The 15,679-nt window shown below is 47.2% G+C and carries 16 protein-coding genes; 11 read left to right on the plus strand and 5 right to left on the minus strand.

The genetic code is table 11. From position 1 onward, the window contains the following. The first annotated feature begins 13 nt into the window (after positions 1 to 13). From CCE91_RS05825 to CCE91_RS05845, 5 genes are all read left to right on the plus strand, one after another. Positions 14 to 472 carry a helix-turn-helix domain-containing protein gene (locus CCE91_RS05825; RefSeq protein WP_086434276.1) on the plus strand — a complete coding sequence of 153 codons (459 nt, stop codon included), beginning with the start codon at positions 14 to 16 and terminating at the stop codon, positions 470 to 472. A gap of 161 nt (positions 473 to 633) precedes the next feature. Then, the gene (locus CCE91_RS05830) at positions 634 to 1,989 is read left to right on the plus strand and encodes a serine hydrolase (RefSeq protein ID WP_159454935.1); all 1,356 of its coding nucleotides are present in this window, start codon (positions 634 to 636) and stop codon (positions 1,987 to 1,989) included. Positions 1,990 to 1,997: 8 nt separating this feature from the next. After that, complete coding sequence (locus CCE91_RS05835; protein WP_126797145.1) at positions 1,998 to 2,363, plus strand: hypothetical protein; 366 nt, start codon at positions 1,998 to 2,000, stop codon at positions 2,361 to 2,363. A gap of 6 nt (positions 2,364 to 2,369) precedes the next feature. Continuing rightward, a complete protein-coding gene (locus CCE91_RS05840; RefSeq protein WP_086434279.1) occupies positions 2,370 to 2,894 on the plus strand; it encodes an RNA polymerase sigma factor in 525 nt (174 codons plus the stop codon). Further along, positions 2,887 to 3,075 (plus strand): hypothetical protein, encoded by a 189-nt coding sequence (locus CCE91_RS05845; RefSeq protein ID WP_086434280.1) that lies wholly within the window; start codon positions 2,887 to 2,889, stop codon positions 3,073 to 3,075. Before CCE91_RS05840 ends, CCE91_RS05845 begins: the two co-directional genes overlap by 8 nt. 131 nt (positions 3,076 to 3,206) lie before the next feature. Here CCE91_RS05845 and CCE91_RS05850 read toward each other — a convergent pair whose 3' ends face one another. After that, positions 3,207 to 4,232: a helix-turn-helix domain-containing protein gene (locus CCE91_RS05850; protein WP_234996270.1), complete on the minus strand. Its 1,026-nt coding sequence runs from the start codon at positions 4,230 to 4,232 to the stop codon at positions 3,207 to 3,209. Beyond that, a complete protein-coding gene (locus CCE91_RS05855; RefSeq protein ID WP_086434281.1) occupies positions 4,207 to 5,100 on the minus strand; it encodes a GGDEF domain-containing protein in 894 nt (297 codons plus the stop codon). Before CCE91_RS05855 ends, CCE91_RS05850 begins: the two co-directional genes overlap by 26 nt. A gap of 228 nt (positions 5,101 to 5,328) precedes the next feature. On the opposite strand from CCE91_RS05855, the gene CCE91_RS05860 reads away from it, so the two are divergent. Together CCE91_RS05860 and CCE91_RS05865 are read left to right on the plus strand one after the other, a co-directional pair. Next, the gene (locus tag CCE91_RS05860) at positions 5,329 to 7,878 is read left to right on the plus strand and encodes a TonB-dependent receptor (protein ID WP_086434856.1); all 2,550 of its coding nucleotides are present in this window, start codon (positions 5,329 to 5,331) and stop codon (positions 7,876 to 7,878) included. Positions 7,879 to 7,913: 35 nt separating this feature from the next. Continuing rightward, the gene (locus CCE91_RS05865) at positions 7,914 to 9,719 is read left to right on the plus strand and encodes a phytase (RefSeq protein ID WP_086434282.1); all 1,806 of its coding nucleotides are present in this window, start codon (positions 7,914 to 7,916) and stop codon (positions 9,717 to 9,719) included. Between the two features lie 126 nt (positions 9,720 to 9,845). On the opposite strand, the gene CCE91_RS05870 is transcribed toward CCE91_RS05865, so the two are convergent. The 3 genes from CCE91_RS05870 to CCE91_RS05880 all read right to left on the minus strand — a co-directional run bounded on the left by CCE91_RS05870 (position 9,846) and on the right by CCE91_RS05880 (position 12,599). Further along, on the minus strand, positions 9,846 to 11,252 hold the full coding sequence (locus tag CCE91_RS05870; protein ID WP_086434283.1) for a purple acid phosphatase family protein: 1,407 nt from the start codon (positions 11,250 to 11,252) through the stop codon (positions 9,846 to 9,848). Positions 11,253 to 11,378: 126 nt separating this feature from the next. After that, the gene (locus CCE91_RS05875) at positions 11,379 to 11,717 is read right to left on the minus strand and encodes an SdpI family protein (RefSeq protein WP_086434284.1); all 339 of its coding nucleotides are present in this window, start codon (positions 11,715 to 11,717) and stop codon (positions 11,379 to 11,381) included. A gap of 147 nt (positions 11,718 to 11,864) precedes the next feature. Continuing rightward, complete coding sequence (locus CCE91_RS05880) at positions 11,865 to 12,599, minus strand: hypothetical protein (RefSeq protein ID WP_086434285.1); 735 nt, start codon at positions 12,597 to 12,599, stop codon at positions 11,865 to 11,867. Positions 12,600 to 13,099: 500 nt separating this feature from the next. Between CCE91_RS05880 and CCE91_RS05885 the strand changes: the two genes are divergently transcribed. The 4 genes from CCE91_RS05885 to CCE91_RS05900 all read left to right on the plus strand — a co-directional run bounded on the left by CCE91_RS05885 (position 13,100) and on the right by CCE91_RS05900 (position 15,610). Then, positions 13,100 to 13,840, plus strand: a complete 741-nt coding sequence (locus CCE91_RS05885; RefSeq protein ID WP_086434286.1) for an alpha/beta hydrolase — start codon at positions 13,100 to 13,102, stop codon at positions 13,838 to 13,840. A 198-nt stretch (positions 13,841 to 14,038) separates the two neighbouring features. Next, positions 14,039 to 14,533, plus strand: a complete 495-nt coding sequence (locus CCE91_RS05890; protein WP_086434287.1) for a helix-turn-helix domain-containing protein — start codon at positions 14,039 to 14,041, stop codon at positions 14,531 to 14,533. 194 nt (positions 14,534 to 14,727) lie between these two features. Further along, on the plus strand, positions 14,728 to 15,234 hold the full coding sequence (locus tag CCE91_RS05895) for a hypothetical protein (RefSeq protein ID WP_086434288.1): 507 nt from the start codon (positions 14,728 to 14,730) through the stop codon (positions 15,232 to 15,234). 46 nt (positions 15,235 to 15,280) lie between these two features. Continuing rightward, on the plus strand, positions 15,281 to 15,610 hold the full coding sequence (locus CCE91_RS05900) for a DUF2489 domain-containing protein (RefSeq protein ID WP_234996271.1): 330 nt from the start codon (positions 15,281 to 15,283) through the stop codon (positions 15,608 to 15,610). Positions 15,611 to 15,679 lie beyond the last annotated feature (69 nt).

A 15,679-nucleotide genomic window follows, 5' to 3' on the forward strand; every position in this document is an offset into this window, starting at 1 on the left:
TGGGTTCAATTCCATGGAAATTAACGCTGAAATTATAAAGAAATACCGACAAAAGCGATGCTGGTCACAACTGCAATTGGCGGAAATGGCCGGCATCAGCATGCGAACTTTGCAGCGGGTTGAGGCGCAATCAACAGCCTCGCTGGAAACTATAAAAAGCATTGCGTCCGTGTTGGAGATAAGCTCTGAAGACCTTTTACAACAAGAAAATACTAGTAACCTTGATGCCGCTAAAGTTGACTCAACCTATCAGCGTAAGCGCACGCAACTAATAGTTGGCGTTGTGCTGGTGTGCATTGTGAATGTAATTGCTTTAGCGCTGCTGTTTTACCAGCGGGAACAACAAGCTATTGATGAATCAACCTTTTTTATATTGAAGAACCTGGTGTCGGTGACACTTGTTTTGTCGGTGGGGGTAGCGCTTTTTCAGGGTTACCGCAAAGGCCTTATTTTTAAGAAAGACATTTACTGAAAATCGAAGAAATCTGAATTTTTAAAATCCAAAAGCATTGCTGCGTGCATCTAACTAGTAATTCATAGTAAAGGACACGCACAATGCATTATTTCAGTTGGCTACTTCTGCTTTTGCCCGTTACCTCGTGGGGCAGTGAAACTACGGATTTTGAAACACAGATGGCGCAGGTTGATCACACCTTTTTTCAGCGCGCATTTAATGAATGTGACTTTGAGTATTTACGCCAGCATATATCCGCTGATTTGGTGTTTTACCACGATCAGGGCGGAGTGCAGAACGCTGAAACTTTTCTTCAGAACACCAAAAATAATATCTGTTCAAATCCAAAGGTTAAGCCTTTGCGAGAGCTTATTCCGGGCTCGTTAGCAAGTTTTCCGCTGTATAAAAATGGCCAGATTTATGGCGCCATTCAGCATGGTGACCATGCGTTTTACTTAAGAAGTGATGATGGGACGAAGGTACTTACTAGTACTGCAAAATTCACCCATACATGGTTGTTAAACCAAGGCTCCTGGCAACTTGCGCAAGCGCTGAGTTACGATCATCAGTCTCCCGATGCAGATGAAACCGCACTACTTAAGGTTATGAACGAAGCGGGTGTTACAGCCTTAGGTATAGGGGTCATAACTAACGGCCGGGTTGAATCAACTCAGGTTCTGGGCACTCTTGATGGAAAGGTTCCCGCGCCTGAAAACACTCTATTCAAAGTTGCTTCGTTAACCAAGCCTATTGTGACTCTGGTAACCTTAAAACTCGTACACGCTGGCAAGCTCTCGCTGGACGAGCCGCTGTCGGACTACTGGTTAGACCCGGATGTTAAAAACGATGCACAGGCGCATTTGCTAACGCCCCGAATTTTGCTGTCGCATGAATCGGGTTTTGATAACTGGCGGCGCATGTCTAAAACCGGCAAGTTAACCTTTAATTATGTTCCGGGCGAAGGCTTTGGTTATTCCGGCGAAGGGTTCGAGTACTTACGTATGGCGCTTGAAAACAAGTTCGAAATGCCGATTGAACAGCTGGCACAGAACTATGTATTTGAGCCAGCAGGAATGATCGATACCCACTTTTGGTGGAACGATCAGGTGGATAACAAGCGCTACGCTCTTAACTTCGACGAGCACGGCAAACCATACCCGTTGAATAAGTATTACGAGGCCAATGCCGCGGCTAATCTAATAACCACAATTGGTGATTACACCTTGTTTATGCAGTATATTCTTCAACAACAGCAGCTTATGCCCGAGCTATATGGGTTGATGATTGCCAAGAAGCGGAAGCTGAGCCAGCAGCATTACTTTAGTTTAGGGTGGGAGATATTAGCCAACCTGCATGAGGGTGAAGACGCCATCCTGCATACAGGTAAAGACCCGGGCGTAAATGCGTTGACATTGTTTTTCCCGAAATCAAAGAACGGCTATGTGCTATTGATGAACGGTGACAATTCTATGCCCGTTATGGAGCAGGTTTTGCCCACCTTATATTTAGGCTCACAGCTATGGAGCAGAAGGTAATACAGACCATGAATAATGAAGAAATACTGGTGCCACTGATTGTTTTTACATCCATTGTTGTATTAATCGGCCTTATGCTGGCGTATCAACTACTGAAAAAACGCCAGTTTATAAAACTGCTAGAACAGCACGGCGATATGCAGCCGGAAGCTATTGAAGCGGTAGGGCGCTTCTTCTTCGCGTCACAAAACGATTTGCGTAAAGGTGCCTTTCTTCTGGTTATTGCCCTGGCTATTTGGGGTTTTTCATTTCTGGTTGAATTTCGATCGGGCGGCAATCTTGATTTAAACCAGGCGCTGAACGGTATTGCTTTATTCCCTTGTTTTTCCGGGCTTGCTTACTTGCTTTTGTTTTATGCCAGCAGGGGCAAATAAGAGCGAATGAACCAGTTTTCCGACGCGCAGTTAGTTGCCATTATTCAGTCCAGTGCCGATCATTCGGCATTTGACGAGTTGTTTCGTCGGCATCACTTAAAGCTTAGAAACTTTATGAGAAGCCGGGTGCAAGAAGCAACGGCAGATGATGTGTTGCAGGAAACCTACATCAAAGCATTTACCCAAATCAGCAAGTTCAAATTAGAAGCAGCGTTTTCAACATGGTTGTTTTCTATTGCGCTAAACGAGTACAGACAGTTCGTGCGCAAAAAAAGTATTTTTGAAAAGCTGAAGGATTCATTGTTTCGCCAACCACAGCTCGGTAAAACAACGAGCGAAGTGGACGTACTGATAGATTTCACCAGAGGTGCTTCCGCATTAAGCCCAGTGCAATATAACCTGTACGTTATGAGCCGAGTGTATGGCTATTCCCATAGCGAAATTGCGACGCGTACAAAGTTACCGCTGGGTACCGTTAAAACCCATCTATTGCAAGCCGAAAAATTAATGAAGGTGGTATTAAGTGAGTGAATTTCTGAGCTTAAATCGTAGAATTCGGTTACTGGTATGGCGTAATCGTCGCTATATCATACTGGCATTGGCATTACTCGCCGCCTCGCTGTGTATCGTACTGTTTTCGCCTAATCTGGCGTTGTGGGCTATACCCATTGGAATACCTCTGGTTTTGCTGGTGGTTTATTTCATTGATTGAGAACGATAAAAAGAAATGGTGCTTTTTACTTCAAGGGCAATGAAAGCACCTGAATGTCGTCTAAAAACGGACCAGCGCTGCTCGTATTCCCGCCAATCACAAATACTTCATCACCAAATACCACTGTGACGTTATGCCTGCTGGCGCAGTTGGTTGGGCGCTATGCCTAGCCAGCGCTTGCAGGCGCGACGGAAGTTATTAGGGTTGCTGTAGCCGAGCTGGCTGGCTAGTTCGGAGTTGGTGCCACCGGGTAGTTCCAGCAGACATAAGAGTTTGTATAACCGTACGTTGTCGTAAAAGCCCTGATAAGATTGTCCTACGCTGGCGAACAGGCGTTTGCACGACGACACGCTAATGTTCAGGTAGGCCGAAAGCTCACTTAATGAAACATCCTGGCCGCTATTTAACTGTTGTAACAGCCAACGAAAGATTCGCTCAAACTGCGCTGGCCCACCAACCGCATTTCGCTGCAACTGGCAGAAGTACAAAGCCTGATTAAAGCGCTGCTGATTTGGTTGATAGCGTGCTTGCAGGCATTGGTCGGGAATGGTGATGCGGGCCACACCGCGGGTATGAATAATAGGTAGCCACTTTTCCCAAATGGGCAGCGGTACAACGTCTTCAGGTAAATAAAGCTTCCAGGCTTTCAGGTCTATATTTAATTGTTTGGCTAAGGTAAAAAACAGCGCCACGGCGAGCTTGCAACTGGCGGTTCGGCTGGCTTGAAATTGCTTGGATCGCGCACCGGAAAAGGGAACTAAATCAATAGTCACGCCTTCTTCACTGTGCTGCGGCAGCACTATCATGTTCAGCACCGCCAAATCACGGTAACGATAAGCCAACTTCAGCACGTGCTCGAACGAAGACGATTGCGAGCACAGCTCAATAACCGGGCTCATGGAATTTTGAAAGAAGGTTTCAGCAACCAGCTGCCAAATGTGCGGGTCGGATACTTCCAGCTCTACTTGCGCCAGTAATTGCTGCACCTGCAAATGGGTAAGCCGGTAGTCGGCGGTTTTTACCTCACCGCTAAAGTTGGGCAACCCCTGCAAAACCTTAGCCGTATTGAAGCCACGACGTTCCAGCAAAGGTATAAGCGATAACAGCCAGGGTTTTCCAAATAATACCGGACTATTTAGCGCTCGGCTGGGCTTCATAGTGGCCTCCGAAGTCGAGCGACTCGCCAAGATTCTGCAACGCTTGTTCCGCACTGCTCTCGCGAACCGGATGTACGCTAATGGTGCACTCTAAATACTTCGGAGCTTTTAATTCCCGGGTTATTGCGTCACGCAAATTATCCATCAATTGCTGTGCCTGCTTAGCCGAGGTTTCAGGCAGTAACATTAAGAACCGATCGCTGTGATCACGGCACACACAATCGGTAGGGCGCAACAGCAGGGTAATGAGTTCACCCACTTTGTGGAGGAGTTCGTCGCCGGCCGCACTTCCGCGCAGTTGGTTAAACTTGGCAAACTGCGTGAGGTTTAAATAAGCAATGCATAAAGGCTGCTTAGACTCGGTAGCGAGCGATATCTCACGCTGTAGTAAATAGCCGAAGTAGCGCGCGGTGTATAAAGTGGTGAGCGGATCCAGCCATTGATGTTCGCGCAAATACTTTTCGCGGGTAGCTAGTTGCCGGGTTACCGACAGGTGCTCTTTGCGCCATTCGAATGCGCCTAATGCCAGCAAGGCTAAACCCAGCGGTTGTGGCAATGATTCCAGCCAGCTAAGCAGACGCATGTCGTCGGGGTAGCGCACGAATTCGTCAAGCAAATCTAAACTCAGCGAGAAAATTAATATTAAGCCACCACTGTAAAAGTGATTAGTCACCCGACCTTGCGGGCGCGTAACCACAACTAGTACAACGGCCAGAATGGTCAATACTAAGGTTGACCCTTCACCTAAAACATCCAGGTAATCAATAATGTGCGGTGGCTTGCTTTGACCTAACTGGTAACTAATAAGCATTGCGAAAGCCATAACCAGCACGATTAACGCAATTCGCCAGTTGTTCATTAACTTCATAATTCCTGCCTGTTGCACGTTTATTCCAGAGCTAATTTGCTATGTGCTTAACATAGCGTGACTGCATGACACTCTGGTGACAACGCGTTATTAGGCTGGGCTATTGCGACCCGAATCAGGAAAGCTCTGAATTTGCAAAAGTACATCGTCGTTATGTCATTTAAGATGCTTAAGGTGGCAACCCTGACTGGAACCGAAAACGAAGACCAATCCAAAATGGGGAACACCATGAAGAAGACTTACCTAGCTTATGCCATAGCACTGTCTTGCTCAGCTATTACCAGCGCACACGCCGCTCCGCTGCAGCAAGCACAGACCGAACAAACCGAAGCCGAAGCTAAACAAGACGAATCGCTGGAAGAAGTGATAACCATTGGTTATCGCGATTCGGTAAAACGTGCTGTGCAACAGCAGCGTGAGTCCGGCGGCATTATTAACGTGCTGAAAAAAGACGACATGGGTAAGTTGCAGGACGACAGCGTAAGTGACGCACTGCAGCGCATTCCTGGTTTGTCGGTTGAACGTGACCAGGGCGAGGGGCGTTTCATTCGTATTCGTGGCCTGGCACCAGATTTGAACTCAGTGTCGTACAACGGAACTGTATTAGCCGCGCCTGAAGCGGGCCGCCGCGCCGTAGCGCTGGACGTTATTCCTTCCGATTTGCTGGAATCTATTGTTGTAAATAAAACGCTGACACCAGACATTGCTGCGGGCAGCCTTGGTGGCAACATTGAATTGAAGAGTATGACAGCGTTTGACCGTGAAGGGTCGTTCTACTCTATTGGTGCTGACATTGGCTATAACCAGCAAGCGTCAGAAACCAACCCGAAAGTGTCTGGCGTATTCAGCAACACCTTTGATTTAGGTGGCAAGAAAGACAGCTTTGGTGTGGCCTTTGCCGGCAGCCATCAGGAACGCTCGTTCACTACTGATAACGTTGAAACCGGTGGTGGTTGGGATTTTGATGAGCCGGGTCTGGAAGAGTTTGAGCACCGTGCTTATGCGGTAACTCGTGAGCGTACAGGTTTAGCGTTGAACCTGGATTATCGCCCTAGTGACACCTCAGAATACTATTTCCGTTCGCTTTACAGCGAGTTCGCCGATACCGAAATTCGCCAGGGCTTAATTACCGAATTTGCCGATCCGCAATTGCAAGATGCCACTGGCGCTGGCGAGATTGCTCGTGAGCTGAAAGACCGTAAAGAAACGCAAGAGATTAAAGCGTTCGTTCTTGGTACTGAGCAAACCGTTGGCGAGTGGCAATTAACCTTAGAAGCCGGCACCAGTGAAGCGGGTGAGTCGCAACCTTTCGCTATTGGTGGGGCTAAGTTCGTACAAGAGTTTGACGACGGACTAGGTTTCAGCGGCGTGAAGAAGCTGGAACTGCTGGCTCCTGATACAGCCTATCAGGCTGAAGGCTATGAGCTTGATGAAGTAGAAGTAAGCAATGCCGAAACCGAAGAAACTGAAAAGAATGTGAAGTTCGATTTAGCCTACGACTGGTTACAGCCTTCGTATCAGGCCACCTTTAAGTTTGGTGGCAAGGTAAGTCAACGCGAAAAGACAGCCCAGGAAGACATTTATATTTACAGTGACTTCGAAGACCTTGGTGTTACCGAACTAACGCTGGCTGACTACCAGAGCGGCCCGGTTGATTACGGTTTGGGCACTTTTGGTCCGGGTATTGATGCCGGGGCGTTGTGGCAGTTACTGGAACCTTTTGACCGTGATGACTTTTATGACGAAGTAGAATCACGCATTGCCAGCTACGGCATTGAAGAAGATATTACCGCTGGCTACTTCATGTTTGACGTAGGCTTTAACCAATGGCAGGTGATTGCTGGTGCACGTTATGAGCACGAAACACGCACTGCCAACGGCAGCCGTTATAACGATGAAACCGAAACCTTTACCCCAGAATACGCTAAGTTTTCTGACAGCAGCTGGTTGCCAAGTGTGGTTGCCCGTTACGATGTAAGCGATGCCACTATTGTGCGTGCCGCCTTCAGCACAGGTTTGGTTCGCCCAAGCTTTGAGCAGGTAAGACCGAGCTACTTCCTAGAAAACGACGACGGTGACTTAAAAGCGGAGTTCGGTAACCCAGAGCTTGAGTCACTAACTTCAACCAACCTTGACTTCGGTATTGAGCACTACAACGAAGCCCTGGGCGTTGTGTCGGTAATGCTGTTCTACAAAGATATCGAAAACTTTGTATACGAAGCCGACGTGGCCGGCCGACCTGGCTACGAAGCCTTCGATGAAGCCGTAACCTTTATAAACGGTGACGACGCCCACTTATATGGCCTGGAGTTCAACTTAGTACACGAACTAAAAGGCTTTAACAGCTGGCTGGACAACGTTTTGGTAAGCACCAACGTAACTTTAACTGACTCTGAAGCAACGGTTGACTGGTTAGACGATGGCGAATTACAAACCCGTGATATTCCACTGCCAAGCCAGTCTGACACCACCGCGAACGTGGCTCTGGGTTACGAGAACGACGTTATGAGCCTGCGTTTAGCCGCTAACTTTAAGTCTGAGTATCTGGCCGAGTTAGGTGATGTGGAAGACAGCCGTTACGACATTATTGAAGACGACAACCTTACTTTGGATTTTTCAGCCAAGTGGATGGTTAACGAATACGTGAACATTAGCTTTGCAGCGAACAACCTGACCGACGAACCCTACTACGTGTACACCGGCCAGCGCCGTTACAACGCGCAGTACGAAAGCTACGGGCGTAGCTTCACTTTGGGTATTCAGCTAATTAACTGGTAAGGGAAACCGTTATGACTAATAAACTAGGAAAAAATATGAAGTTTAATACAGTATCCAGCGCCGTGTTAGCGGCGCTGTTATTTACCTCAGCTTGCAGCTCGGAAGCACAGCAAACGCCAGTTCGCCATCAGGTAATGATAAATGAACAAGCCTTAGTGGCAAACGACCGCGCTATTAGCTATGCCGGTGACATGTTGACTGAGGGCGACTTCTTCCACCTGCGCTCGCTTAAGCTAAGTTCTGGCGAGACTATTGTGGGTGCTATGGAAGGGAATAGCCAGCAGTTGCACCTGTGGCGCTTTACCGGCCAGGAATTCCAGCCCGTATGGCAGGGTGAAATTACCAGCCGGGTAGTGGAAGACATCTGCTTTTTTGAAAGCCAGCAGAACCAACAGCTGTCAGTATTCGTGCTGGGTGGCCGTGGTGGCGCTGAGCAACGCTTGTTGCAGCAAGACAGCCAGTGGCTGCAGCAGCCGTTAACCATTCGAGAAATGAACGTACCTTTTGACAGTACTGCGTGCGTGGTTTCGCAGGCGCACTCCAAGCTGTATGTGGCCGAAGCGGACCAAGCAATTTGGGCTTACAACGCCGAGCCGGAAGTGGACGAAGGCCGTGATCTTATTGCTGCTAAAGCACCTTTTGGTGAGATTAAGAACGAAATGAAGGCGCTGGAGCTATTGCAAGACGGAACCTTGCTGGCGCTGGAAGAAGAGCCACCACGCTTACTGGTCTACCGCTTAACCGACGACGGTTACAAGTTCGACCAGGCAACCGACTTTGATGGCGTTGACGCATTCACTGATGTAACTATGCAAGGCGGTGGCAAGGTGTTGCTAACGGAAGAGGGCATGACCGCTTCCGAGCAGTTTGAAGTTGAAGATCTGGGTGATACGCTTTCGCAAAACGCGAAGCCAGTGAAACAAGTTGCCGCCACGCTGGAAACCCAGCCGTCACCTCGCCGTGGCGATGCTATTGATGATCCGGCGGTATGGGTGCATTCCGATACGCCAGAGCAAAGCCGTATTCTGGCAACCGACAAGCGCACCGGGCTGTACGTTTACAATATGCAGGGCCAGATAGTACAGGAACTAGCCGTTGGCCGGTTGAATAACGTAGACGTGCGCCATAACCTGGCTGCTGCAACCTTGCGCGACGACAACAGCATTCAGCTGTTTGATATTAACCAAAACGGCGAATTATCGCTGGCGGCTAATCAAAAAACCGACATTGCTGAAATTTACGGGCTGTGTATGGGTTATGACTCACAAGCCGAGCAGACTTCCGTTTACGTGAATGGCAAATCCGGCCGTATTCAGCAGTTTGTGGTTACTGATGCTGGCGAGCTCAGCCTAGTGCGTGAAATGAGCGTTCCTTCGCAACCTGAAGGCTGTGCCGTTGATGATGAGCAGCAACGCCTGTTTGTTGGTGAAGAAGACGTAGCCGTGTGGTTGTTTGATGCCCGCGCTGCAGGCTCTGAAAACGGCGAAGAGATTATTCGTGTCGCTGATCACGAAGAGCTGGTTGACGACATTGAAGGCGTTGCCTTTGCACGCGTGAATAACCAACCTTTGTTGTTTGTGTCCAGCCAGGGTAACGACAGCTACCTGGTGTTTGACGCCGACCAGCCGTGGAAACAACGAGCGCACTTCCGCATTCGTACCAATATTGAACAGGGTATTGATGGCGCTTCAGAAACCGATGGCATTGAGGTGACTACTCAGTCGCTGGGCAAGGGATTCGAGCAAGGCGCATTTATGGTGCAAGACGGCCGTAATCGTATGCCGGAAGCTGGCCAGAACGTTAAACTGGTGCCGCTAGAGCGCATTATTAGCTTGTTCTGATTAACCTGAGTTTTACTAGGGTTTTACTCAGGCTTTTGTTAGGGAAGAAAGTAGTAAGTCAGAAAGTAAAAAACCGGCATGGAAGCCGGTTTTTTTTATGCCGTTCTTTTAGAACCAGAATGAAACTTACTGTTCGAGAGGCTTGGCGTAGATTAAGTCTGTGCCATTCCAGCAGCGATCTTCGCGGCTTGGGCTTGGATTCTCACAAACACGATTGGCTGTTGCAGGGGCTTCGTCGGTAAAGCTTTTCTCGCCATCGTTTGATTTATGCAGAGTGAAGCCGTCGTACAAGTCACCGGTAGCTGTGTAGGAGCGGTACACTATTTCTTCCTGGGTAAAGTCCAGCGTTTGAAACAGTTGGGTGTCTTCGGCGGTGCGCGTCATGGTGCCCTTGGCGTTATCACTAACCAGGTACATTTTCGGGCCAGCGACAGATACCACGTAAATCGGGCCTTGCTTGCTCTTTGTTTGGGTAACCCCACCCATGCGGCCATAGGTATGATCGTGCCCTTGTAGTACCAAATCCACGTTGTATTTTTCATACACCGGCTGCCAGTATTCGCGCAGAATTGGATTGTCACGACCTTTGGACACCGATTGAATAGGGTGGTGATGGAATACTACTGTCCAGCGGTTTGGGTTATTCGCCAACACCTGCTCCAGCCACTCGGCTTGTTGTTTGGCTTTGCTTTCGTGCTGCAGTGCCTCGGTAGAGTCCAGCGCTATGTAACGCACGCCCTGATAGTCACTAAAGTACACAGTGTCAGACAAAGCTTCCGGGCCATTTCCCGCGACCTTATAGTGTGCCGTCCAGTTAGGTAGCAGGTAGCGAATTGGGTTGTCGTCGTCACTGGAAAACTCGTGGTTACCGGCGGCAGGTAATTGGTTAAGAGTGGACGCCATCCAGCTGGTTGCCGCAAACCATTCACCCCATTCATTGTCATGAATACCGGAGCGCGAATTCACTAAGTCACCCGCATACAACATAACCCGGGCGCGGGGAGCTGTGCGTATAGCCTCACGCACAGTGCGCGAATAATGCGAATACACCGCATTCTGAGCGTCACCAAGATACAGCGCCGTGTAGGGGGTAAATTTCGCCGTTGGCGTTTTAAACTGGTACCAGTCGCTCCAGGTGCCTTCGCCACTTACTCTGTACGCATACAGCGTATCGGGCTGTAAGTTATTCACCGTAACCCGATGATGATGCGCTTTGCCATTGGGTGACTCTAGCTCAACATACTCGGCTGTATGTTCACTTGCGTGCAGATGCATTCCAGGCGAGGGCGTTGCGTTTGAAATCTGAACTTTGGCGCCTTTAACCTGCGCATTGGTGCGCCAGGTTACCGTTTGCGAGTTGTGCGGCGTAGCCGTGCCAAGAAGCGCAATACGATCCGGGAAAGCCGTTACCTGATAGCGCTGCTGACCGTCGGGAATAGAAGTATTGGCACTTGGCGTTTGTGCTGCGCTTGCCGTAGTGCTAAGTGCCAGCGACAGCGCACAGGCAACCAGTGTTAATTTCGAGTAGGGCATCTCAATTATCTCTCGGTTATGTCAGTTAAATAATACGAGAGCTTAAAAGAATTGAGTGACACTGGCATTGCGGTGCGCGGGGTTGGTGAGCTGATTGCACCTACTGGATTGGATTCTAACCGGTGGCTATATCAGAGTATAAAAGGCGATGGTAATTGCGAAAGCAGTTATAACTAGCGTAATAGGTAGGGCTAATATTAAAACTAGCGCTGTATTTGGATTTAAGCTGAGTCTATTGTTAATAAGATAAATCAAAAACAGAGAGACTATTCCCGCAATAATTAGCGCAATTCCTGTGTTTGTATTGATAGAGTACCAAGCTTCAGTGCTGCTCAAAGTTTGGTCAATACGTACGCCATACGCAGAATTAGGTGGAACCATTTTCAACGCTAAAGGTATGCCAATTGCAGTAAAAAGTATCGATGTCGCATATGAAACGAAGCTTACAAATTTTTCTAGTTGCATAAGAAACTCCCTGTAAAAATAGTAACGCGATAGCCTAATTAAACCTAATAAGGTCCATCTTGCTGATATTAGTAGTTACTTTCATATCTTTCCTAGAATATGGATTGGAGCATCAACGGCTCGCATACCGCCAACTATAAATCGTGACTAGCGAGGGAGAATAAATCCGTCAATGAGCATGCCAAACTGGCTGCGAGTTCCCACCACGGTGATTTTTCCACTTTCAGGTAAACTATTTCGATTACTCTCAGTCGTACATAACTCTCCGTATTCCAGTTCGTCAGTTTCAATAATTTCTAGCCGTTGACTGCAGTATTTTCTCCTACTTCCTTTTTCGTAATCCATCTCATATCTCACTTCTTGTTTTGCCAGGACCATGTGCAGAGCAAGAGGGAGAGACTTGTCAATAAACATCCAACTAAACATGAGATACAAGAACGGCATAGTCACGATGGCTAGTTGACCGCGCCAAGTTGCTTCTAAATACCGCATAAATTTTGTGTCTTTTTTTAGGCACAGGTACCACGTTATCGCAAGAATAAACGCTAGTACCCAAATCACGCCCATGGTATTTGCTGTCCAACTTTTGGCTACCATAAACTTATAAAATAAAGTCGGTATTACTGAGAATGCCATAACCATCAACGACCCACTGAGGATGCGGGTAATGAGTAATTGTTCAGACCATTTTGGTTTTGGTGGAGGAGGTAACACCTGATCACCTTCGCTATTAGTCTTTGCTGCTCGCTCTTTTATTTTCTTGGCGAGCATCGCTTTGGCTTCTAGATAGCGTTCGGGCCATTTTTCTTGATCGATCCAGACTAAAACGTCTTCAAGTTCGGCAATAGTGTATTGAGAATAGTCCGGGGAATCGTCGTCCATATCCAAATCCTTGGCTTACTGCTGTCGAAAAGCTATGGAATACACTGCTAAACCTGTTGGCGTAGTATTCAGTGCAGAAGCACACCTAGCAAATAATGCGGCGTAAAACAAAATTAGCGCTTGCCGCAGTGTAAGATCGGAGAAGGGCACCGTTAACATCCATTGTCAGAAACTGTCGATGCATTCTAAGGTATACGCTCGCTCAGACAAAGCCGAAATCAACAAAATAAAAACAAAATATAGGCCCGCCAGTTTTGGGCTTTCTGCTGTTTATTCTTGATAAAGCTTGTCGAATTTGCTTTTCAATAATGAAACAGCAGCTTTGCCGCCTTGCATACCACAAAGGTTTACCGGGAGTTTAAAAGCAGTACTACCGGTTTAACTTGGTTTCGAGACCCTAGCTAGCATTGTTGTTTGTCGAGAAAGTGTAAATACGGACATTCTAATTCCGGTGTATTAAAGTTAAGGTAATTTGAAGACAAATATTAAAGGATTAAAATTTGAAACTCCTCACAGTATTTACCGCCGCATTTTTCAGCGCATCTAGCCTTGCAGGAACTACCATTTATGACGAGTCGAGGAACAGACACATTCCAATAGAGGTATCGTATCCAAGCTCACAAGGTCAATGTTCTGTAGATAAAAAGTGTCCAGTTGCGTTGCTGAGTGCGGGTTACGGAGTATCTCATACGAAGTACAATTTCTTATCTGAGCAGTTAAACCAATTGGGTTATATGGTGGTGGCTGTTCGACATGAGCTGGAAACGGATCCACCGCTGTCCGTGTCTGGCGACCTGTATGAAAGCAGAAGCGAGAACTGGATTCGAGGCGCAGAAACACTAGATTTTGTGAAGCACAATCTTGAAGCACTGCATAACAATTACACTTTTGACGACTTACTGTTGATAGGTCACTCGAATGGGGGAGATATATCGTCGTGGCTCGCGAACGAGGGAAAGGATTATATAGCGGCCGTAATTACGCTTGATCATCGGCGCGTTCCGCTTCCGCGCAACAAAGATATTAGCGTGCTGTCTATTAGAGGCAGCGACTATCCTGCTGACAAAGGAGTTTTGCCGTCATCAGAAGAGACTGAGCAGTACAATATTTGCGTAACAGAGATACCGGAATCCCGACATAACGACATGACTGACTTCGGGCCTACTTGGCTTAAAGATGAAATAGCACGAATTCTGGTAGAGCATATTGAAAGAGGGCGGTGCGTTAGCGATTTAGAATGACGAACAAGGTCCAAAAGCCTGTGATGGACACTATTCCATGCTGGCAGGGGCTTTTTATTCAAAGGCGCTTATCTGACAGAGTTCTGTCGTAAAAATAGCTGGTAACTGTCAGATATAAGTCGTAACAATGACGGCATATGATCTAGGAATTGCGCCTAACATAGCCTTACTTTTTAACGAAACGTAAGGCGGAAATGTATGAGTAAATTAATGCAATTAAATAAGAATAAGATTCAGCAACTCAGAAAGCATAAGTGTTGGAGCCAGGACGAATTGGCCGCAGCCAGCAATTTGAGCATTCGGACCATTCAACGCGTTGAGAAAACCGGCAATGCATCACTGGAAACCGTTAAAGCAGTAGCCTCAGTATTCGAAGTGGAACCACTGTACCTGCAGAGCAACAAAGACATTGAGAACGTGACGTTCAACTTTCTGTGCAAGTACTCGTGGATTGCTGCTTTTGCTCTTTCTAGCGTCTTCTTTGGCTTATGGATAGTAGACATACTAATTCCAACCCTGAAAGGCGCCGACTTCAATAATCAATACAAAATTCACGGTGACTTTCGCTATCTGGATTTCGGCGGTATCAGCTTTTTTGCTGGCTTTGCCTTGCTCGGAGTAAATCTATTTATCGAGTTTTTGAACAGAAAACGAATGACTGGACGTGTGACCGTAAATAGTGAAGCTGATTGATCTAAATGGCGGGCAATATTTGCTCGTGAACGAGCTGACCTTCGCTCTTTACCTGATTCAACTAGTGATTGACCGTACCTGCAATATTGCGCGTTTTGTGTATTTAGGTCGTTTACCGTCAATGACGTAACGAAAAATCAAAATTGGATATTGTGCGCACGCACTTTATAAATGTATACCCACTAAGGTTTGCCATGAACATTAAGCTAAAAGTAACCATCGGATTTTTGCTAGTTTGGGTGATTAGCTCGCTTACTATGGTAGCCGGATACCCCGAAGTTTACTCCCCGTACTCATTCACTGTCGTTATTCCAGTTTTTCTGTTTTATGGAATGGGTGTACCCGAAGCTTTAATAGCTCTGATTGCATCTCTGCCGAATGCGTTGTTGTTTTGGGCTAGTACGATTCCAGTAATGCGTGGAAATGCAAAAGTGAGTCGCATATTAATTGGTATTAGTGGCTTACTTATGCTGATTTCAATTGGCTTTCTTTTTATGTCATATAGCTACGGAGTCCAATATCAGGGGTTAGAGCATACGATATTAATTTACTTGTTTAACGCTATCTTAATTGGTGTAATTGCGACAGTGCTTGTAAAAAATTATCGTAGGCCAACTATAAACAATTCATTGTTGTACAGTTCTTTATTGTTTAGTTGGCTTGGTTGGTGCGCGCTCCCATGGCTAGGCGAAATGATGTAGTGGGTATAACAAACCAAGTAAGTGGGACAATAAGCATCCTATGAAAATGAGCCACGAAGAATACATCGCGAAGATGCGAAAACGCGCCGCAGAAGTTGCAAGGGGCATGCTAGATGGCTCTATTCACTATCTTGAAGGTGCAATTGAGTTGTTTTCTCTACGGGGCGAGGTCGGACTCTCTGAAAGCGATAAGGATTTTCGAGCTTTTACCGCTGTAGCTTCTGGAATCGATCACTTACCGGTCGGTGAATCAAGGCAGTACTGGTCTCAAGAAGCCCTCGGGTGTCATGAGGCAGAGATACAGGAATCCATTAAGTGGGCAAAGGAAGCCTCTTTGTCAGAATGTAAATCTATCGCGGTAAGGTTCAAAACTTAGCAAAGTTGAGGAGCATCGCCAGCAAAGCTGGCTGGGTCTCGCTACGCTCGCATTCTGTTGGGCGGCATT

It is taken from the genome of Pseudidiomarina planktonica (assembly GCF_900177775.1).
Classification (GTDB): Bacteria; Pseudomonadota; Gammaproteobacteria; order Enterobacterales; family Alteromonadaceae; genus Pseudidiomarina; species Pseudidiomarina planktonica.